18 protein-coding genes and 1 tRNA gene are annotated in these 18,383 nt (G+C 58.6%); 12 read left to right on the top strand and 7 right to left on the bottom strand.

Going from position 1 to position 18,383, the window contains the following annotated elements:
- Positions 1 to 141: 141 nt before the first annotated feature.
- The 5 genes from IGW03_RS19560 to pepN all read right to left on the bottom strand — a co-directional run bounded on the left by IGW03_RS19560 (position 142) and on the right by pepN (position 6,725).
- Complete coding sequence (locus IGW03_RS19560; RefSeq protein ID WP_194724221.1) at positions 142 to 1,800, bottom strand: ATP-binding protein; 1,659 nt, start codon at positions 1,798 to 1,800, stop codon at positions 142 to 144.
- Positions 1,801 to 1,815: 15 nt separating this feature from the next.
- Positions 1,816 to 2,328, bottom strand: coding sequence for a HEPN domain-containing protein (locus tag IGW03_RS19555; RefSeq protein WP_194724220.1), 513 nt, complete (start codon positions 2,326 to 2,328; stop codon positions 1,816 to 1,818).
- A gap of 362 nt (positions 2,329 to 2,690) precedes the next feature.
- Positions 2,691 to 2,766 (bottom strand) — tRNA-Thr (locus tag IGW03_RS19550).
- Positions 2,767 to 2,880: 114 nt separating this feature from the next.
- Positions 2,881 to 3,882, bottom strand: coding sequence for a class 1 fructose-bisphosphatase (locus IGW03_RS19545; RefSeq protein WP_194724219.1), 1,002 nt, complete (start codon positions 3,880 to 3,882; stop codon positions 2,881 to 2,883).
- 167 nt (positions 3,883 to 4,049) lie between these two features.
- Positions 4,050 to 6,725 (bottom strand): aminopeptidase N, encoded by a 2,676-nt coding sequence (gene pepN / locus IGW03_RS19540; RefSeq protein WP_194724218.1) that lies wholly within the window; start codon positions 6,723 to 6,725, stop codon positions 4,050 to 4,052.
- A 72-nt stretch (positions 6,726 to 6,797) separates the two neighbouring features.
- On the opposite strand from pepN, the gene IGW03_RS19535 reads away from it, so the two are divergent.
- The 3 genes from IGW03_RS19535 (at position 6,798) to IGW03_RS19525 (ending at position 8,898) form a co-directional block, all read left to right on the top strand.
- On the top strand, positions 6,798 to 7,139 hold the full coding sequence (locus tag IGW03_RS19535) for a hypothetical protein (protein WP_194724217.1): 342 nt from the start codon (positions 6,798 to 6,800) through the stop codon (positions 7,137 to 7,139).
- 145 nt (positions 7,140 to 7,284) lie between these two features.
- Complete coding sequence (locus tag IGW03_RS19530; protein ID WP_194724216.1) at positions 7,285 to 7,917, top strand: DUF4136 domain-containing protein; 633 nt, start codon at positions 7,285 to 7,287, stop codon at positions 7,915 to 7,917.
- 252 nt (positions 7,918 to 8,169) lie between these two features.
- Positions 8,170 to 8,898 carry an oxygen-binding di-iron domain-containing protein gene (locus IGW03_RS19525; protein WP_194724215.1) on the top strand — a complete coding sequence of 243 codons (729 nt, stop codon included), beginning with the start codon at positions 8,170 to 8,172 and terminating at the stop codon, positions 8,896 to 8,898.
- Between the two features lie 194 nt (positions 8,899 to 9,092).
- On the opposite strand, the gene IGW03_RS19520 is transcribed toward IGW03_RS19525, so the two are convergent.
- On the bottom strand, positions 9,093 to 10,712 hold the full coding sequence (locus IGW03_RS19520) for a peroxidase family protein (RefSeq protein WP_194724214.1): 1,620 nt from the start codon (positions 10,710 to 10,712) through the stop codon (positions 9,093 to 9,095).
- 84 nt (positions 10,713 to 10,796) lie between these two features.
- Here IGW03_RS19520 and IGW03_RS38195 point away from each other — a divergent pair, with 84 nt between their 5' ends.
- The 9 genes from IGW03_RS38195 (at position 10,797) to IGW03_RS19480 (ending at position 17,518) form a co-directional block, all read left to right on the top strand.
- Positions 10,797 to 10,949, top strand: coding sequence for a hypothetical protein (locus IGW03_RS38195; protein WP_228535802.1), 153 nt, complete (start codon positions 10,797 to 10,799; stop codon positions 10,947 to 10,949).
- 452 nt (positions 10,950 to 11,401) lie between these two features.
- The gene (locus IGW03_RS19515) at positions 11,402 to 11,608 is read left to right on the top strand and encodes a hypothetical protein (RefSeq protein WP_194724213.1); all 207 of its coding nucleotides are present in this window, start codon (positions 11,402 to 11,404) and stop codon (positions 11,606 to 11,608) included.
- Positions 11,609 to 11,806: 198 nt separating this feature from the next.
- Entirely contained in the window at positions 11,807 to 12,310 is a 504-nt protein-coding gene (locus tag IGW03_RS19510) for a DUF1269 domain-containing protein (RefSeq protein WP_194724212.1), read from the top strand.
- An 85-nt stretch (positions 12,311 to 12,395) separates the two neighbouring features.
- Complete coding sequence (locus IGW03_RS19505; RefSeq protein ID WP_194724211.1) at positions 12,396 to 13,556, top strand: cytochrome c oxidase subunit II; 1,161 nt, start codon at positions 12,396 to 12,398, stop codon at positions 13,554 to 13,556.
- 13 nt (positions 13,557 to 13,569) lie between these two features.
- Positions 13,570 to 15,327: a cytochrome c oxidase subunit I gene (ctaD, locus tag IGW03_RS19500; RefSeq protein ID WP_194724210.1), complete on the top strand. Its 1,758-nt coding sequence runs from the start codon at positions 13,570 to 13,572 to the stop codon at positions 15,325 to 15,327.
- Positions 15,324 to 15,992: a cytochrome c oxidase subunit 3 gene (locus tag IGW03_RS19495; protein ID WP_194724209.1), complete on the top strand. Its 669-nt coding sequence runs from the start codon at positions 15,324 to 15,326 to the stop codon at positions 15,990 to 15,992. Before ctaD ends, IGW03_RS19495 begins: the two co-directional genes overlap by 4 nt.
- 23 nt (positions 15,993 to 16,015) lie before the next feature.
- Positions 16,016 to 16,729 carry a heme-copper oxidase subunit III family protein gene (locus IGW03_RS19490; protein ID WP_194724208.1) on the top strand — a complete coding sequence of 238 codons (714 nt, stop codon included), beginning with the start codon at positions 16,016 to 16,018 and terminating at the stop codon, positions 16,727 to 16,729.
- An 8-nt stretch (positions 16,730 to 16,737) separates the two neighbouring features.
- Positions 16,738 to 17,106 (top strand): cytochrome C oxidase subunit IV family protein, encoded by a 369-nt coding sequence (locus IGW03_RS19485; protein ID WP_194724207.1) that lies wholly within the window; start codon positions 16,738 to 16,740, stop codon positions 17,104 to 17,106.
- 250 nt (positions 17,107 to 17,356) lie between these two features.
- Positions 17,357 to 17,518 (top strand): hypothetical protein, encoded by a 162-nt coding sequence (locus tag IGW03_RS19480; protein ID WP_194724206.1) that lies wholly within the window; start codon positions 17,357 to 17,359, stop codon positions 17,516 to 17,518.
- 217 nt (positions 17,519 to 17,735) lie between these two features.
- Here the strand turns inward: IGW03_RS19480 and IGW03_RS19475 are convergent, their stop codons facing one another.
- Complete coding sequence (locus tag IGW03_RS19475) at positions 17,736 to 18,155, bottom strand: hypothetical protein (RefSeq protein WP_194724205.1); 420 nt, start codon at positions 18,153 to 18,155, stop codon at positions 17,736 to 17,738.
- Positions 18,156 to 18,383 lie beyond the last annotated feature (228 nt).

The raw sequence follows: 18,383 nt of genomic DNA, 5'->3' as shown, positions 1-18,383 counted from the left end.
TTTACCCTTTGTAAGATTTTTTATTTATTCCACTTAATTCGGGAGTAAATAAAACCTTTCATAAGGCACTTCAAGATTAAAAATCCCAAATTTCTAAGCACTGTCATATGTACAGACAATAACTAGCCGCCTTCCAATTTATTAAATATCAGTTGCAGCAACTGCATTTCCCGAAAGATTACTGAGCTCAAATATTGGAGCTTTACGTAACAAAGCAACCAATCGAAGCACTGTATCACCGGCCCGTGACGGTTCTGTACTTCGTGTACGTTTCAAAACCATATGTCCACGCTCAAAATCCAAGACGTGAAGACCTTGTTTTAAGCGATAACCCGAATATTGGCTAAGATCCAGCAAATATACTTCAGATCGCTGTCCTGCATGATGTGGGTCCGACAAGCTATTGTTTATGAGGTGCAGCATGCGCAGATCTGCCAATGCTTGAAGAGCTCGATACTCGGCGCCGTTAGTTTCTTTGTCCCTGAAATCAACTCTGAAGAAGGTAATTTGCTGTTGGGCTAATAAGAAATCGCGTACTATGTTTAATGTGTCTACGAGTACAGAGGATCGTCCGGATGTAGCAGCAGCATCATCCTCGAGTTCTTGTAGTTTTGTTTGGCCAGCAACTCCTGCAGCATTATTAACGTCTTGAACCCCCACAGTTTTAGCGTTGGGCCGTTGGCGTGCTGTTTGTATAGATAGGGCGCAAAGAGTCAAAAAGTCACGTGGTACTCCACCGGAAGCAAGTACCAATCGGTCGAGCGCAGAAGCACTCAATACATTACTTAACGGTAGGGCAGAGCACTCGTCAATATATCCTCTTAGCACGCTTTCAAGAAAAGCTTTTGCTTTTCCTGGATGCTCTAGGGTCATATCTAAGTTAATAATAGTTGCATCATGGCCAGTTTGAAGTCCTGTAGGCGGCACCGGAATAAACCATCTTGTTTGGTGTTGAATTCCTGCTATCTTCAACCAAACTGGATTATCTCGTGTTATTCCATGGAGAGCATCTAGAAAATGTGGTACGTCACTACTTGGCAAGTAGTGAATATCATCGAGAAAAATGAACATTGATGCTTGAACTTGGATACAGAAGCGGGAACAGGCTTGCTGAAGAAGCGGCACCAAAAGTGTCACGTCCTTAAGTTTCGTAGCTGTCGCCTGAAATCTTTGTTCGACATTCGACCTCAAAGATCTCACAAATTCTGTGCTATGTACTGAGACTAGGCCTGACTCATATGCGCCAAGGATCAAATCACATACTCGCATCGCAACGGTTAGGAATGCATGCGCAACACTAAGTGACCTGAGCGGTTGCATATTGATCCATAATACGTATGCCCCAGTTCCCTCTAATGTACGCTTCGCCTCAAGAAGCAGAGCAGTTTTACCTACACCTCGCCTGCCAAACACTAGATGATGACGTGGAGAAATCGCCAAACTAAGACGTTCATCTACGTCTTGAATATAGCGAAGGCTCGGTTGACTTTCAGACGTTCGGGACCTTGCATTCAAGAGATTTAACAGAGCTCCAACTCGTTCATCATGAACGCCATCGACGGGTTTGTTATTCGTTCGCCTCAATGTACTTTGCTGAACTTGACGAACTGTTACAAATCCGTTTTCTATTTTTCCATCAAGTGTTTGTGCTACATCTAATGCACGTTGATAATCTCGATCAACTTCAATGATAGCAATTACCTCACCAGGAAATGTCCTAATCTGAATAGATACAGGAGATATCCCAGCTATCCTAAGCTCTTCTTCCACAAGCTTTCGAACGTTTGATTCTGCAGACATGTATGCCTTTAAAAATTACGATTTTGAACGAAGATAAATTTGAGCGACTTTTATCAACTCTTTAGCTTGATCAATTAAATCTGCTGCCACTGTTCCAAATGCTGCGTCCCCGGCAGGATACGGATCATAATCTGCTCGGTTCCGCTCAAGACGAGCATTCTTGAGCTTATTCTTCCAGATATCAGCATTCGGCAAATCGTGTGGCAATTTTGTGGGAAGTACCGAATGTTGTTCATGATCGTCTCCACCAAAAGAAACATACGTTACGGCTCGTGCTGCATGATACATAGCATAATAGGCTCTGCTTACCACAGTGCGACTTTGATCCTTCTCGGCCTTATACGCGATAATTGCATGCTTTAGTTGTAGACGCGCTAATCGCAACCGATCATTTGCAGTACGTAGTTGAAGTTTTTGAATCGTTGTTCTTGCACGTTGCGCAATCTTTGCCCCATCAGAGAAATGCTTTAATTTCTCCTGAGGAGCCTTCGAAATAAGCAGCAATTCGCTTTCTGTTATCTTTGCCATGCGATAATAGTAACTTACTTCTTGGAAATAAAAACAGTAGTATATTTAAAGTACTTGTCACTTCACATCAGATACTAAGTAATTTCTAAAGCGAAAATCGGCAAAGACGTAACCAATGTTAGTATGCAAGGCCTTTGCGCTTTTGTAGCTTATCTCAACAAAGTTGGCAATATTTTGTATGTGGATAACTAAGCGTTTCGCTTTATCGATACAGCGTTTTAGCTCATCACCGCGATTACGGAGGTCAGTTTCTGAAAAGATCGGTTTCTGAAAATTTGCGATATCTAGCAAAATCAAAGGAGAACAGCATCTATACGAATTACATATAGGAAGGGCTAGCGTTACCGCTAGCCCTTCATTTTTGGTGCTGATGAGAGGAGTCGAACCTCCGACCTACTGATTACGAATCAGTTGCTCTACCAACTGAGCTACATCAGCCGAAATACACATTTTACAAAAAACTTTTCTACGCTACTAGCCGGCGAAAGCTTCAGAACGTAATAAAAGCAGATTCCTGCTTTCGCCATCGACATCCGAAGGATCTAAAAGGTATCACTGGTTGTGATACCCGGTAACCCGTTCCACTTCGCTCTTCGAGCCCAGGAACACCGCAACCCGCTCGTGCAGCTTCTGCGGCTGGATATCCAGGATCCGCTGCTTGCCGTTGGTCGCGGCGCCGCCGGCCTGTTCGACGATGAAGGCCATGGGGTTGGCTTCGTACATCAGGCGCAGCTTGCCGGGCTTGTCCGGTTCGCGGGCGTCGGCCGGGTACATGAAGACGCCGCCGCGGTTCAAGATGCGGTGCACGTCGGCGACCATGGAGGCGATCCAGCGCATGTTGAAGTTCTTGCCGCGCGGACCGGTGTCGCCGGACTGGAGTTCGTCGATGTAGCGCTTGACCGGCGGATACCAGTGGCGCGCGTTCGAGGCGTTGATCGCGTATTCCTTGGTCTCGGCGGGGATCTGCATGTCGCGCTGGGTGAGGACCCAGGAACCCATCTCGCGGTCGAGGGTGAAGCAGTTGACGCCGTCGCCGGTGGTGAGCACCAGCACGGTCTGCGGGCCGTAGACCGCGTAGCCGGCGGCAACCTGTTTCACGCCGGGCTGCAGGAAGTCCTTCTCGCTCGGTTCCTTCATGCCTTCCGGCGCCTTCAGCACCGAGAAGATGGTGCCGATGGAGACGTTGACGTCGATGTTGCTGGAGCCGTCGAGCGGATCGAACAGCAGCATGTATTCGCCCTTGGGATAGCGGTTGGGAATGGGATGGATGGTTTCCATTTCCTCGGACGCCATCGCGGCGAGGTGGCCGCCCCATTCGTTGGCTTCGAGCAGGATTTCGTTGGAGAGCACGTCGAGCTTCTTCTGCACTTCGCCCTGCACGTTTTCGCTGCCGGCGCTGCCGAGCACTTCGCCGAGCGCGCCCTTGCTGACGGCGTGGCTGATGGTCTTGCAGGCGCGGGCGACGACTTCGATCAGCAGGCGCAGTTCGGCGGGGATGCTGTTGTGCAGCCGCTGCTCTTCGACCAGATATTGGGTAAGGCTTATGCGTTTCATAGCGTTTCCGTTGGTTTAATAATAGTTATGTCCTGTGTTCGGCGGCTCGGCTTATCGACTGAGCGGGCCTCCCTTGCCGGCGCGGTTCCGGTCGCCGGAACCGCCCGGCCGCCGCAAGTGCTTGCAAGGATTCTGCCCTGCGGCGGCCGCGCCGGTTTTGCCGCACATTAATTGGCGAGCGATTTGCTGATCACCTCGTGCACGTCCTTGGAGAGCGACTTGGTCGCGGCCACGCGCTGCAGGGCGGCGCGCATTCTGTCCTGCAGTTCCGGCGCGTACTTGCGCCAGCGGTCGAGGCTGCGCGCCAGGCGTGCGGCGACCTGCGGATTGATGGTGTTGAGGGCGATCACCTGGTCGGCCCAGAACTCGTAGCCGCTGCCGTCGGGCGCATGGAACTGGCCGGGGTTGCCGTTGCAGAAGCTGAAGATCAGGCTGCGGGCTCGGTTCGGATTCCTGAGGCTGAACGCCGGGTGCTCCATCAGCGCGCGCACGGCGGCCACGTCGGTGGTGCGCGCCATGGCCTGCAGCGAGAACCACTTGTCGACGACCAGCGCTTCCTGCTTGAAGTCTTCATAGAAGCTGGCCAGCGCCGCGTCCCTGCCCGGCGCGCTGCCGTTGACCAGGGCCGACAGCGCGGCGACGCGGTCGGTCATATTGTTGGCGTTGTCGTACTGGGCCTGGGCGAGCGCATGGGCGTCGCTGTCGTCAAGCTCCAGCACGTAGGACAGCGCCAGGTTCTTCAGGCCGCGCTTGCCGGCAGAGACCGGGTCGGGGCTGTAGGCGCCGGGCGTGCGGTTGGACTGGTAGGCGACTTCCCAGTCGAAGCGCATGGCCGATGCCAGCGAACGGCGCAGGAAGCGGCGCACCTGGTGGATGGCCTGCGGATGCACGACATCCATCTGTTCGGCCACCACGCTTTCCGAGGGCAGCGTCAGCGCGAGTTCGCAGAAGGCCGGATCGAGCGCGGTGTCGGTCAGCGTGGCGCGGAATGCGTTGCCGAGCGCCTTTTCGGCGGCGCCTTCCGTCAACTGCTCGCCGTTCTTCACCGCCTCGGTCAGCGCCAGCATGCGGCGCATGGCGAGGCGCTGGCCGGCTTCCCAGCGGTTGAAGGCATCGCTGTCGTTGGCCATCAGGAAGGCGAGTTCGGCGTCGGTGTATTCGATGTCGAGGATCACCGGCGCGGAAAAGTTGCGCAGCACCGAAGGCACCGGCTGTTCACGCACATTGCGGAAATGGAAGGTCTGGCTCTGCTCCGTCAGTTCGAGCACCATCGTCGTCGGTGCGGCGTCGATCTCGTCGCCGCCCTCGACGCTGTCGAGCACCAGCGGCATGTCGCGTCCGCCGCTGTCGAGCAGGCCGACCGCCACCGGGATATGGAAGGGCAGCTTGGTCGGCTGGCCCGGGGTCGGCGGGCAGGACTGGGTGAGCGTGATCATGTAGCTCTGCGCAACTTCGTCGTAGCGGGTCTCGACCTTGACGCGCGGCGTGCCGGCCTGGCTGTACCAGAGCTCGAACTGGGTCAGGTCGCGGCCGCCGGCGTCGGCCATCGCGGCGCGGAAGTCGTCGCAGGTGACGGCCTGGCCGTCATGCCGCTCGAAGTACAGGTCCATCCCCTTGCGGAAGCCGTCGCGGCCGAGCAGGGTCTGGTACATGCGCACCACTTCCGAGCCCTTCTCGTAGATGGTGACGGTATAAAAGTTGTTGATCTCCACGTAGGAATCGGGCCGCACCGGATGCGCCATCGGGCCGGCGTCTTCCGGGAACTGCGCCTGGCGCAGCACGCGCACGTCCTCGATGCGCTTGACCGCGCGGCCGCTGTCGGTGCCGATCAGGTCGGCCGAGAATTCCTGGTCGCGGAAGACGGTGAGGCCTTCCTTGAGCGACAGCTGGAACCAGTCGCGGCAGGTGACGCGGTTGCCGGTCCAGTTGTGGAAGTATTCGTGACCGACCACCGATTCGATGCCGGCATAGTCGGCGTCGGTGGCGATGCGCGGGTTGGCCAGCACATACTTGGTGTTGAAGATGTTGAGGCCCTTGTTTTCCATCGCGCCCATGTTGAAGTCGCCGACGGCCACGATCATGAAGCGGTCGAGGTCGAGCTCCAGGCCGAAGCGTTCCTCATCCCAGCGGATGCTGTTCTTGAGCGAATCCATCGCATGCTGGGTCTTGTCGAGATTGCCTTCCTCGACCCACACCTGCAGCAGCACTTCGCGGCCGGATTGCAGCGTGTAGGTTTCTTCCTGGCACACCAGCTGGCCGGCCACCAGGGCGAACAGATAGGACGGCTTCTTGAACGGGTCTTCCCATACCGCATAGTGGCGGCCGTCGCCCAAGTCGCCCTCCTCGATCAGGTTGCCGTTGGACAGCAGCACCGGATAGCGGCTCTTGTCGGCGCGCAACATGACCTTGTACTTGGCCATGACATCGGGCCGGTCGGGGAAGAAGGTGATCTTGCGGAAACCTTCGGCCTCGCACTGGGTGAAGAAGTTGCCGTTGGAGGTGTACAGGCCCATCAGCGAGGTGTTCTGGCTGGGCTGGATGGCGGTCTCGATGTCGAGCGTGACCTCGTCGGGCACATTGAAGATTTCAAGGACGCCGTTGCCCAGGGTGTAGCCGCGCTTGCCGACTTCCTTGCCGTTCATGCGCAGTTGCACGAGTTCAAGGCTCTCGCCGTACAGCACGAGGCTCTTGCCGCGGCTGCCGGTATTGCGGCTGAGCGTGAGGCGGGTGGCGACGCGGGTCAGGTCGGGATCGAGGTCGAAGCCCATTTCCACGGTATTGACCCAGTAGGTCGGCGGCGTGTAATCCTTGCGGTAGATGGCTTGGGGAGTGTCGGTACGCATAGGCTGATGGAATCAGGAGATAATGGCGCAAAGTGGCATTTTACCAACCAACGGCAGCAGGAGCCTATTCCGATGAAGTCTTCCTTTGCGCTTTTCGTAGTTGCCATTTCGGCACTGCTTTCGGCGTGTACCCAGGAGCAGCAGAACCAGATCAGCCGCTCGGTCCAGAACTGGACCGGCACCAACGGCGTGCTCGAATACTACGCGGGCGACAAGCTGGTGCGGCGCTTCATCCGCATCGACAAGATGACGACGGCTTCCGGCACCGACGACGGCCGGCCGCGCTCCTATCGCTTCGGCTACGGGGTGCTGGACGAGAACCTGAACATGATTGCCGATCCCGGCGAAAAGAAGGTGTATTTCGAGATCAGCGACTTCGGGTCGAACTACATCTTCTTTGAAAACCCGCGCTGAAGGGCGGCATGCCACGGTCGCGCAGTCGAGTAGGGAGTTAAAGATCGCGGTACTTGCCGACAAAGTGGGTTACAAAAATTTACGGAATTTTTAACTCCATTTTCCATTCTGAACTTTTAACCAATATCCGATCCGGAGAGATGTAATGAAGCGATGGATGATCGCCATGCTGATGGCGGTTTCAGCGATGCTGCTCGGCGGCTGCGCGACCAGCACGTTCAGGAGCAGCGTCACGGCCTTTCATGAATGGCCTGCCACCCTTCCCAGCAAGACCTATGTCTTCGAGCGAACGAAGGAACAGAACGACAGCCTCGAATACCGCAACTATGAAAACCTGGTGCGCAACGAACTCGCCCGCCTCGGCTTCGAGGAAGCGCCCGCATCGGTGAAGCCGGCCCTGAAGGTATCGCTCAGCTACAGCAACAACGGGCGCGATGTGCGCGAAGTCTATCCGGTCGTGGTCAATCCCTATCCCTATTGGGGTCCCGCCTGGCGCGGCTATTACGGCCCGTTCTACAGTCCCTTCTATGACCCGTTCTGGTACGGACCGCCCATCGTGGAGCAGCGCGTGTCGCAGTACCAGCTGTTCAACCGGCAGCTGAAGATACAGATGGCCGACATGGCGACGGGCAAGAAACTGTACGAGACCACGGTGGTCAGCGAAGGCACCAACAGTTCGCTTGCCGCCGTGATGCCTTTCATGGTGCGCAGTGCGTTCACCGATTTCCCCGGCCCGAGCGGCGTGCCGCGCCGGGTGGAGCTGAAGCTCGAGCAGTAGTTGCCGCTCCCTCAACATGGACAAAGACAACGATAAAGCGCCCTGCAATGCGGGGCGTTTTTATTTTGCGAGTCCACGGCGGCGCATCCCCCGGCTGCAGTGCTCCGGCTGCCTCGTTCGTTCCGGTTTGCGCTGAATCAAGCCCGCCTCAGCCCGGAGGAAGACCATTCCGGAACGGGCCTGCCTTGCCAAGGCCAAGCCTATCCGGCAACACCGGCAGCCCGGGTCCGTAATGCAATCGAGGAGGATGCGATGACCATGACCAATGCCGCTTCCGGCACGAACGTGAACGAGATTGCGGCCGGCATCTACCGGATCAACACGCCGACGGACACGGTTCCGGGCGGCTTTTCCTTCAATCAGTACCTGATACTGGACGACCAGCCGCTGCTCTTTCATACCGGGCCGCGCAAGATGTTTCCATTGGTTCATGAGGCCGTCGAAAAGATCATGCCGGCAAGGGAGTTGCGCTACGTCGCGCTGTCGCATTTCGAGGCGGACGAATGCGGCTCGCTCAATGAGTGGCTGGAGGCGGCGCCGCACGCCGTTCCCCTGTGCAGCCATGTCGCCGCGCTGGTTTCCGTCAACGATGTGGCAAACAGGCCTGCACGTGCGATGGCCGACGGCGAGGAACTCGGCCTGGGCGCGCATTCCGTGAAATGGCTGGACGCGCCTCACATGCCGCACGGATGGGAGACCGGCTACCTGATGGATACCGTAACCGCGACGATGTTCTGCGGCGACCTCTTCACCCAGGGCGGCCGCGGTTTGGTTGCACTGACGCAAAGCGATATCCTGGAACCGAGCGAAGCCTTCCGCCGGCCGATGGATTACTTTTCCCACTCGGCCAACGCGGCTTCGCTGATCGAGAAGCTTGCGCGTGAAAATCCCTCCACGCTGGCCTGCATGCATGGCAGCGCGTGGAGCGGAAACGGCGCCGGCCTGCTGCGCGCGCTCGGCCGGCGCCTCGCCGAGCATTAGAGCGCTTTCGGGTTGACTGTACTGTCGATGCCGGTCGATTTGCCAGCGGCACTGCGTTGTGTCTCCTTGCCATGGCCCCGCCATGTCGCGTCAACACGCCTTGTTCCGCAGGCAATTCACCTCGGCCTCGCCGAGTCCAGTCAACCCGAAAGCGCTCTAGTACACGGTTGCGACCTACCCAGGCTGGTGCCGAATCACAAAGGCGGCACCACGCCGGCAAACTTCAGCAGATCGGTCATCATGAAGCGTCCCGGCTGGGCGGACGGCAGTGTCGGCCGCCAGTCGGGATGCGCGTGGAGAAAGCCGCCCTTGTCCCGCTTCAGCAGGCCCATGAAGACTTCCCCGACGATGGAGGCACCCACCGGCCCCAGGCGCAGGCCATCTTCCATCAGTTCCGCTTCCTTCAGGACGTAGAAAAACAGGGGCGTGGAATTGTCCAGCGTGGACTTGCTGTCGGCGGCATAGGTCGCGAGGTCGGCAAGCTGTTCCGGCGTGAGGACGGGAAGGTGCATCTTCTGCGCCACCGCCTGGCCGGACGGCAGGCCGAAGTTGACATGCCGGGTCAGCGTGCGCGCGGGCAGCGACTGCAGGCCGTCGGCCGGCAGTCCGGGCGATGCTGCGCGCGAGCCCGGCAGGTTCATGATCACCGAAGACAGCTTGGTGTCGATGCGCTTGTTGGGGCGGGAATTGCTGTCGCCGAAATTGAAGAAGGTTTGCCAGTCGACGAAGCGCCTCGGTGCGCGCTTGCCGCCGCGCAGGTCATCGGGATCGGAGGAGTTGGGATCCTGATTGTCGTCGAACAGGAAGGCAAAGAAGGGCGAACCGCCGGTGGCACCGAAATTGAGGCGATAGCTGGGGCGTGCCTGCGAATGGCCGAAGCGGTAGGCGGCCACCGCGAATTCGATGGGTATCAGCGCAAGGCCGCGCTCTTCCTTCTTATCCATGCGCCTGGCCCGCTGCCGGGGATAGTAGTAATGCAGGCCTTCCGCCTGCATGCGGTCGACGCGGTCCTGGCCGATGGTCGCCGGCAGAAACTCGTGGAGAATGATCCACTGGTAATGCCATGTGACAAGCCGGCGCGCCTCGGCAAAAACGTCTTCGGCGCTGGCATTGCGGTATTCGGGCTGCTCGTCGAGATAATCCGTCACCGCGTTATGGAAGGACAGCATTGCCAGATGCAGCTGCGACAGGATGACATTCTCGTCGTTGCGGCTGTCGGCAATCAGGGCATTGCCTTTCGCGTCGCGCGGCACGTCGTTCCTCGGCACACCGTGCCGCGATACGGCATCGGAGCCGGGAATGGTTTCCACGATGAATTTGATGCGGCCCGAGCTGCTGTCATAGAGCTGCGGAGAACCGGAAGGCCCGTCGCCGTAGACGGAATCGAGATCGAATGCGGCCGTACGGAAATTAAGGATCTCGCCGGGCGAAGTGTTCTCGTTTAACGGAGAGTTCTTGTCCAGGGTGAGGTCATGGTCGAGAAACTGGCCGAGAAAGGTGACGCCGGCGGTCATGTTGGGGTTGTCCCTGTTGCGGGGACTAAAGACGGCCGGCTCGGTAATGGAGCGGACCGGGTCGGTGAGGTTGTCCTGCGCATCCAGGATGCCGCCGCGCGCTCCCAGTCGCTGTACCGTGCGCCGCGCGGTGTCGGTTTGCTCCGCAAAGGAAGGCAGGTCCGGGAACATGCGGGTGAATACGTTGTTCGGGTCTGGAGGAGAAGCGGGAAACGGCGCCACTACGGTCTGCGCCGGCGCGGAGGCGGCAATGAGGTTCAGCGAAACGCCTGCAAGAAATAATGAAATCCTGTGTTTCATGGTGCATCCTTTAACTCCGGTTTAAAGGGACGCGGCAGACCGCCATGACACATGACGATGCATGGGCAGAACGATGACGTTCGCTTGAGCGTGTTCGATCTGCAGGCCTCGCATGAGGCATGCCGTTTGCCAGCGGATGCAATGCACTGGATGTGGCAAATCCTGATAAGTGATGAAAAGGGCCAGGCGGATGCAGTACAAGCTGGCGCCATCGGCGGAAATGCCGTCGTGCATTGACGTAAAAGTGTGATGAAGTTTATATGCTGGTGTAGTCAGGGCGAGTGTCTTTACACGGCTTTACATAGCTTACTGACGGCATTGCTGCCGTGCAGCGGATGTCTTGGAGATGCCTTTAACCGCAGGGTCATCGCGGCCTGCTACCGGCAGGACCCGGTAGTTAGTTGCCCGCCGCCGGCAACAAGGCATGGTGCATCGAGGTTTTCTGGAGCATGCCTGTCCTATCTCATACAGGCATGAGTTATCAAGCGACGAGCGCTTGCATTCGCAGATGTCCGCCCTATGGTGAGCTTACGCTCTCCATGTCCTGGTGCGCCGCATCCGGCTGGATGCGCACGCCTGCCTGCACCCGGCCAGAATGAAGAATCAACTCCGCTGCTGCGCAGGTCATCGCGGGGATATTCGCTGCATGTCGGGCAGGGAAAACCCTCGCCAACCCTCAGGAGGTTCAGATGAGAACGCTCGCCTTGATAGGTCTTCTTGTGATCGCGACGACCGGATGTTCGAACATGCGGGAAATGTATTCCGGCAGTTCGTCGACGGCGTATTCCGGCAGTGCGGGTCGATCCGGAATGGATGCGAGGGGTTTCGAACCGGTCATGAACGACACCGTCATCAATCCGCGCACCGGTCAGCTGACCTTGTATCACGGCGGCTAGTCCCCTGTCGCCCTGCAAAGGCGAGCGCATTTCCGCAGCTTGATCGCTGAAGATTGCATGAAACAAAACGCATGGCGGGCATCGATGATCATTGATGATTGATGCCAGTCGGCTTGCAGAAACAATTAGCGGATTGAATCTTTGATACGGCTGCATATACTGAATCTGTCACGGAGCAAGGCATTCAAGGAGGTAGCCATGCGACATCGACTTTTCTATCTGCTGCCCGACATCGAAAGTGCGCGTCGGACGCTCGACGACCTGCTGCTGCATCGGATTGAACAACGCCATGTTCATTTCATGTCGAGGGCGCCGCTGCCGGAGGATCTGCCGGAAGCCAACTTTCTTCACAAGACGGACGTGGTGCATGGGGCGCAGAACGGCATGATCGCGGGAGCGCTTCTCGGGCTTTGCCTCGGCTTCGTCATCATCTATTACTTCGACCTGGCATCGCCGGCGCTGGTGGTCACGGCATCGAGCCTGGTGGGCATCCTGTTCGGAGGCTGGGCGGCCAGCATGGTGGCCGCGGCCATTCCCAACACCAGGCTTCAGTCATTCTTCCCGGAGATCGAAAAAGGAAGAGTGCTCATGATCGCCGATGTGCCGAATCAGCGGGTGAAGGCAATCGAGGAACTGCTCGCACAGCGGCATCCCGAACTGAATTTCCGCGGCGAGGACTCGCACGTTCCCGTGTTTCCGTGATGCGGCCGGCGCCGCATTGATGCATGCGGCGTAACCGCGGTGGAATACGGCAAAAGGGATTCAAGCAAGCTTGAAGGGGAAAGACATGGGAATGGCTGTCTGGCTCATTGTCATTGTCGTTGCGGCCCTGGCCTTTCACATCGCGAGCCCATGGTGGATCACGCCGCTGGCTTCCAACTGGAGCCAGATGGATGACACGCTCGCCATCACGCTGGTGGTGACCGGCATCTTTTTCGTCGGCATCAATCTCTTCGTCGCCTATGCGCTCTGGCGCTTTCGCCATCGCGACGGCTCTCGCGCAGCCTACGAACCCGATAACCGCAAGCTGGAGCGCTGGCTGCTTGCCGGCACGACCGTGGCCATCATGGCGCTGCTGGCACCCGGCCTGTTCGTGTATGCGGAATACGTGGAGCCGCCGAAGGATGCCATCATTGTGGAAGCCGTGGGCCAGCAATGGCAATGGCATTTCCGCTACCCCGGCAGCGACGGAAAGCTCGGCCTTAGCGATACCCGCCACGTCGATGCGGGCAATCCCTACGGCCTCGATCCGGACGACCCGCTCGGCCACGGCAACATTCTCGTCAGCGGCGATCTTCATTTGCCGCTCAACAAGCCGGTAAAAATGCTGCTGCGTTCGAATGACGTGCTGCATGATTTCTACGTGCCGCAGTTCCGCGCGCGCATGAACATCGTGCCCGGCATGGTGACTTCGTTCTGGTTCACGCCCACCAAGCCGGGCCGCTACGAGATCCTGTGCGCCCAGCTGTGCGGCCTCGGCCACTACAACATGCGCAGCTACGTCGTGGTGGAAGATGATGCCTCCTTCGGCAAATGGCTGGCCGCGCAGCCGACGTTCGCGACCATCATGGCCAAGCCGGCCGGCGGCAGCACCGCAACCGTGAACGCGAACGCAAATGCGGCGGCCGGCGGACCTGAAGCGCGCGCCGCGCAGGGCAAGTCGCTCGCCCAGTCCAAGGGCTGCGTTGCCTGCCATACCGCCGACGGTGCGCCCGGCGTCGGCCCGACATGGAAGGGCTTGTACGGCAAGACCGAAACCATGACCGACGGCAGCACCGCGCTGGTGGATGAAGCCTACCTGAGGGAATTCATTCTCAATCCCCAAGCCCGGCAGGTGAAGGGTTTTCCGCCCATCATGCCGAAGATTCCGGTGTCCGACGAAGAACTGGCCGCGCTGGTGGCCTATATCCAGTCTTTGGGCAGCGCGCCCGCGAAAGCGCAGAAATAACAGGGAGAACGCCATGAGCTACACCGGTCATGATGCGCAGCACGGCCCGCAGAGTTTCTGGACCCGGTATGTCTGGAGCCAGGACCACAAGGTCATTGCCGTCCAGTATGCATGCGTTGCCATCGCGGTCGGCCTGGTCGGCGTCGCGCTGTCCAACCTGATGCGGCTGCAGCTCGGCTTTCCCGGCCGCTTCGCCTTCATCGACGCCCAGCATTACTACCAGTTCGTCACCATGCACGGCATGATCATGGTGATCTACCTGCTGACAGCGTTGTTCCTCGGCGGCTTCGGCAATTACCTGATCCCGCTGATGATCGGCGCGCGCGACATGGTCTTCCCCTTCCTCAACATGCTGAGCTTCTGGGTCTACCTGCTATCGGTACTGGTGCTGATGGCCAGCTTCTTCGTGCCCGGCGGGCCGACCGGCGCCGGCTGGACGCTCTATCCGCCCCAGGCCATCCTGCAGGGAACGCCGGGTTATGAATGGGGCATCATCCTGATGCTGGTGTCGCTGGTGATCTTCATCGTCGCCGCCACGATGGGCGGCCTCAACTATGTGACCACGGTATTGCAGGCGCGCACCGAGGGCATGACGCTGATGCGCATGCCGCTCACCGTCTGGGGCATCTTCGTCGCCACCATTCTTGCGCTGCTGGCGTTTCCGGCACTGTTCGTGAGCGGCGTCATGATGCTGCTCGACAGGACGCTCGGCACCAGCTTCTTCATGCCCTCGCTGGTATCGATGGGGCAGGTCACCGATTACAAGGGCGGCAGCCCGCTCCTGTTCCAGCATTTGTTCTGGTTCTTCGGCCATCCCGAGGTCTACATCGTCGCGCTGCCCGCCTTCGGCATCGTGTCCGACCTGATCAGCGTGCATGCCCGCAAGAGCATCTTCGGCTACCGCAACATGGTATGGGCGATCCTGGCCATCGGCGTGCTGTCGGTGGTGGTGTGGGCGCACCACATGTTCGTCAGCGGCATGAATCCCTACTTCGGCTTCTTCTTCGCGACCACCACGCTCATCATTGCGGTACCCACCGCGATCAAGGTCTACAACTGGCTGCTGACCCTGTGGCGCGGCGACATCCATCTCTCGGTGCCGATGCTGTTCGCGCTTGCCTTCATCAGCACCTTCGTCATCGGCGGGCTCACCGGCCTGTTCCTGGGCAACGTGAGCGTCGACATTCCGCTGTCGAACACCTATTTCGTGGTCGCGCACTTCCACATGGTGATGGGCGTGGCGCCCATCCTCGTGGTCTTCGGCGGCATTTATCACTGGTATCCGAAGGTGACCGGGCGCATGCTCGACGACCGCCTCGGCAAGCTGCATTTCTGGACGACCTTCCTCGGCACCTATGCGATCTTCTTTCCCATGCATTATCTCGGCGTGCTGGGCATGCCGCGCCGGTATTATGCGTTCCAGCAGTATGAATTCATCCCGCAATCTGCCCACACCCTGAACGCCTTCATCAGCGTGGTGGCGCTGGTGGTCGCCGCCGCCCAGATCGTGTTCGTCTACAACCTTGTCCGGTCAGTGTTCCATGGCAGGCGGGCGGACGGCAATCCATGGCGGGCCGCCTCGCTCGAGTGGCAGACGCCGGCGACTCCGCCCGGCCACGGCAACTGGGGACCGGCGCTGCCGGTCGTGCACCGCTGGGCCTACGCGTACAGCGTGCCGGGCGCGCCGCAGGACTTCATCGCACAGAACGCGGCACCCGATGCAGGGGGCACAGAGCCGCTGCATTACGGCGGCAAGGAGGCGCTGACATGAATACGGCAATCCTGCCCAAGGTCGCGGCCGGGCGTGACGACGGCAACGGCAATGGAGAATATTCCGGCGAGGCATTGGGCCGGTACGGCGGCTGGCGCAGTTCTCCCGCCGCCGTTGCGCTCTGGGTGTTCATGGGCGTGGCTACCGCACTGTTTTCCCTTTTCCTCGCCGCCTATGTGATGCGGATGGAGTCCTTCGACTGGTCTCCGCTGGCCATGCCGCCGCAGCTATGGCTCAGCACCGCCCTGCTGGCGACAGGCAGCCTGCTGCTGCAAATGGCAAGCACGAGGGCGAATAACCGAAGATGGCGCGAGGCGCGCCGCCTGTTCATCGCGGGCGGCATCTGCGCAGCGGCGTTCATCGCCGTGCAAATCCTGGCCTGGCAGCAGCTGCTGACGAATCAGGTCTCCCTGGCCGGCAATCCGGCCGCCAGCTTCTTTTATCTGCTGACCGCCATGCACGCGCTGCACGTCGCAGGCGGCGAGATTGCCTGGGCGGCATCGCTGCGCGGCATGCGTTCCGGTGCCGACATGGCGCAGGCCGCAAGGCGCATCGGATTGTGCGCGCGCTACTGGCATTTTCTGCTGGCCGTATGGCTGGTGCTGTTCGGCGCACTCGGCTGGCTCACGCCGGAAGTGGTGCGCCTGATTTGCGGCACCCGCTGAGACGAGGGCACAAGGAGACGAACATGAGTGCGCAATTATCTCCCTCCCAGCCGCTGCAGCCGGCACATTCCGTGCAGCAGATGCCGGCCGGCGGCTGGCGTGGACTGGTTGCGGACTGGGCATCGGACCAGGCGGCATTCCAGGTGTCCTGGGGCAAGGCGATGATGTGGATCTTCCTGCTTTCCGACACCTTCGTCTTCAGCTGTTTCCTGACCGGCTACATGACGGTCAGGATGGCCACGCCCGTGCAGTGGCCCAATCCCAGCGAAGTCTTTGCGCTGCATATCGGCGGCGCCGACGTTCCGCTGATCTTGATCGCCATCATGACCTTCGTTCTGATCACCAGCAGCGGCACCATGGCGATGGCGGTCAATTTCGCCTATCGCCGCGACCGCATGCGCACTGCCGCGCTGATGTTCGCCACCGCAGCGTTCGGCGCGATGTTCGTCGGCATGCAGGCGTTCGAATGGACCAAGCTGATCGTCGAGGAAGGCGTGCGCCCCTGGGGCAATCCGATGGGCGCCGCACAGTTCGGCTCGACCTTCTTCATGATCACCGGCTTCCACGGCCTGCACGTGTCGGCCGGCGTCATTTATCTCCTGGTGGTCGCATCGCGCGTCTTGCGCGGGCGATATGAGCAAAGCGGCAATTACCAGATCGTCGAGATCGCCGGCCTGTACTGGCACTTCGTCGACCTGGTCTGGGTATTCATCTTTGCCTTGTTCTACCTGTGGTGAGGACGGCCATGAGCACGCAAATCACACTTGGCACGCCGGGCACGCCTGCCGCGGATGATGCGGCGAATACGCATAGCGGACAGCAGCATCCGATCAGCCTCTACCTGAAAATCTGGGGATTGCTGTTCGTCCTCAGTGCCATGTCCTATCTCGTCGACTATTTTCACGTACAGGGCTATCTGCGCTGGACATTGATTCTTCTTTTCATGCTCCTGAAGGCAGGTCTGATCGTGTCGGTGTTCATGCACATGGCATGGGAGCGCCTGTCGCTGGTCTACGCCATTCTCCTGCCGCCGCTGTGCCTGCTGGTGCTGGTCGCGCTGATGGCGACCGAGGCGGGATACACGCTGGCGCTGCGGCTGCTGTATTTCCACTGATTTCCTGCGTTATTCGCAACGCAGCAGATGCATTCGTAGATGGAGAGTCGCCTGCTGCCATCCAACTTGCCTCCGAAGTTGCCGGAGGACATCGCAAGACGGTCTGACGTTTAATATTGACTTTGAAAAGTCGAAGACAGACTTTTATTCATGCTGCTTATAACTCTACATCACCACTTGAAATTGGGAATGTTGCGTGGCGAGGCCTATATTGTTTTCAACAGCACAGGACATTACGAAAGGAACAGCCATGACAGCTCTTGCCATCCAAACCGCAAACCGCTCCGCCGCATTCTTCGGCACTTTCATCGACGCTCTGGACAAAGCCATCTCCATGACAAAGGCCATCCGCCACGACAGCCCGAGCGCCGACGAGATCAAGAGGGTTCGCGCGATCGCTGAATCCATCTAAGCAAGGTTCAGCCTCCGCCATCAGCGCAGTCGCGCTGCCCCTGCAGGCGAACAGCGCGCAGGGCCGGGCACCGGAATACTGAAGGCCGGGTATCCGTGAAAGGATGCCCGGCCTTCTTTGCGTGGTTCCTCTGTAACCTTCCGAATTGAAGCTGAATAATCATCAACCGAGATGCCTCGACAAGTATGTCGTCCCGCAGCGCGAACAACATGCGCATCTATTTGCTCAAACCATAGGCTTGCAAAGGCCGACAACCGGGCTGCACTTTCTTGAGCTGCATGTAGACGTGCAGGCAGTCCAGATTATGCTTTGTTGCGCTCTTCTCTTCTTCGCTCATCAGATGCAGTACCGTGTCTGCGGCTATGGCGGACTGGTAGAGCGGCACCACGTACTGTGCGTCTAAGCGGGTACCAAGGTCGCGGATGCTCGCTTCAGCATATTCATTCAATGCCTGCGGAGTGGGATAGCGAATAGCGCTGCCGCCGAACGCCTTGCTCGCAAGCGCCCAACGTTTTTCCTTTTTCAGTTTCCGGCCCAACTCGAAGAATTCCCTGGCCGACTCTTTGTCAGCCTTGGCGCCATTTTCAATCAACCATGCCTTGACCACCTCAGGTCTTTCCAGATCGTCCTGAAACATTCTGGGTGCCTCCTGTGCAAGCGCGGGCATTGATTGCAGCACTAGAGCATTTTCACGTTGACTTGCCATAGCCGGCATGACGGATATATTGCTCACACTCGTCCGGAGCGAAGGCGTCCATTAATTCTCCAATGACCGACCAGAGCTCATCAATGGTGCGTTTGGCTGCCGCTCGCAGCGATGTTTTTATCTTGGCGAACACCTGTTCAATGGGATTGAAGTCTGGAC

The organism is Noviherbaspirillum malthae, from assembly GCF_015352985.1.
GTDB lineage: Bacteria > Pseudomonadota > Gammaproteobacteria > Burkholderiales > Burkholderiaceae_D > Noviherbaspirillum > Noviherbaspirillum malthae.
Note: the sequence above shows the minus strand (reverse complement) of the source record. Positions and strands in the feature narration are given on the sequence as shown.

Bases quoted from the DNA above. Each gene is read 5' to 3' on its own strand.
- IGW03_RS19495 (WP_194724209.1), top strand. From the start codon at position 15,324: ATGAATACGGCAATCCTGCCCAAGGTCGCGGCCGGGCGTGACGACGGC.
- IGW03_RS19485 (WP_194724207.1), top strand. From the start codon at position 16,738: ATGAGCACGCAAATCACACTTGGCACGCCGGGCACGCCTGCCGCGGAT.
- ctaD (WP_194724210.1), top strand. From the start codon at position 13,570: ATGAGCTACACCGGTCATGATGCGCAGCACGGCCCGCAGAGTTTCTGG.
- IGW03_RS19520 (WP_194724214.1), bottom strand. From the start codon at position 10,712: ATGAAACACAGGATTTCATTATTTCTTGCAGGCGTTTCGCTGAACCTC.
- IGW03_RS19555 (WP_194724220.1), bottom strand. From the start codon at position 2,328: ATGGCAAAGATAACAGAAAGCGAATTGCTGCTTATTTCGAAGGCTCCT.
- IGW03_RS19510 (WP_194724212.1), top strand. From the start codon at position 11,807: ATGCGACATCGACTTTTCTATCTGCTGCCCGACATCGAAAGTGCGCGT.
- IGW03_RS19525 (WP_194724215.1), top strand. From the start codon at position 8,170: ATGACCATGACCAATGCCGCTTCCGGCACGAACGTGAACGAGATTGCG.
- IGW03_RS19490 (WP_194724208.1), top strand. From the start codon at position 16,016: ATGAGTGCGCAATTATCTCCCTCCCAGCCGCTGCAGCCGGCACATTCC.
- IGW03_RS19505 (WP_194724211.1), top strand. From the start codon at position 12,396: ATGGGAATGGCTGTCTGGCTCATTGTCATTGTCGTTGCGGCCCTGGCC.
- IGW03_RS19515 (WP_194724213.1), top strand. From the start codon at position 11,402: ATGAGAACGCTCGCCTTGATAGGTCTTCTTGTGATCGCGACGACCGGA.
- pepN (WP_194724218.1), bottom strand. From the start codon at position 6,725: ATGCGTACCGACACTCCCCAAGCCATCTACCGCAAGGATTACACGCCG.
- IGW03_RS19545 (WP_194724219.1), bottom strand. From the start codon at position 3,882: ATGAAACGCATAAGCCTTACCCAATATCTGGTCGAAGAGCAGCGGCTG.
- IGW03_RS19480 (WP_194724206.1), top strand. From the start codon at position 17,357: ATGACAGCTCTTGCCATCCAAACCGCAAACCGCTCCGCCGCATTCTTC.
- IGW03_RS19535 (WP_194724217.1), top strand. From the start codon at position 6,798: ATGAAGTCTTCCTTTGCGCTTTTCGTAGTTGCCATTTCGGCACTGCTT.
- IGW03_RS19530 (WP_194724216.1), top strand. From the start codon at position 7,285: ATGAAGCGATGGATGATCGCCATGCTGATGGCGGTTTCAGCGATGCTG.
- IGW03_RS19560 (WP_194724221.1), bottom strand. From the start codon at position 1,800: ATGTCTGCAGAATCAAACGTTCGAAAGCTTGTGGAAGAAGAGCTTAGG.
- IGW03_RS19475 (WP_194724205.1), bottom strand. From the start codon at position 18,155: ATGTTTCAGGACGATCTGGAAAGACCTGAGGTGGTCAAGGCATGGTTG.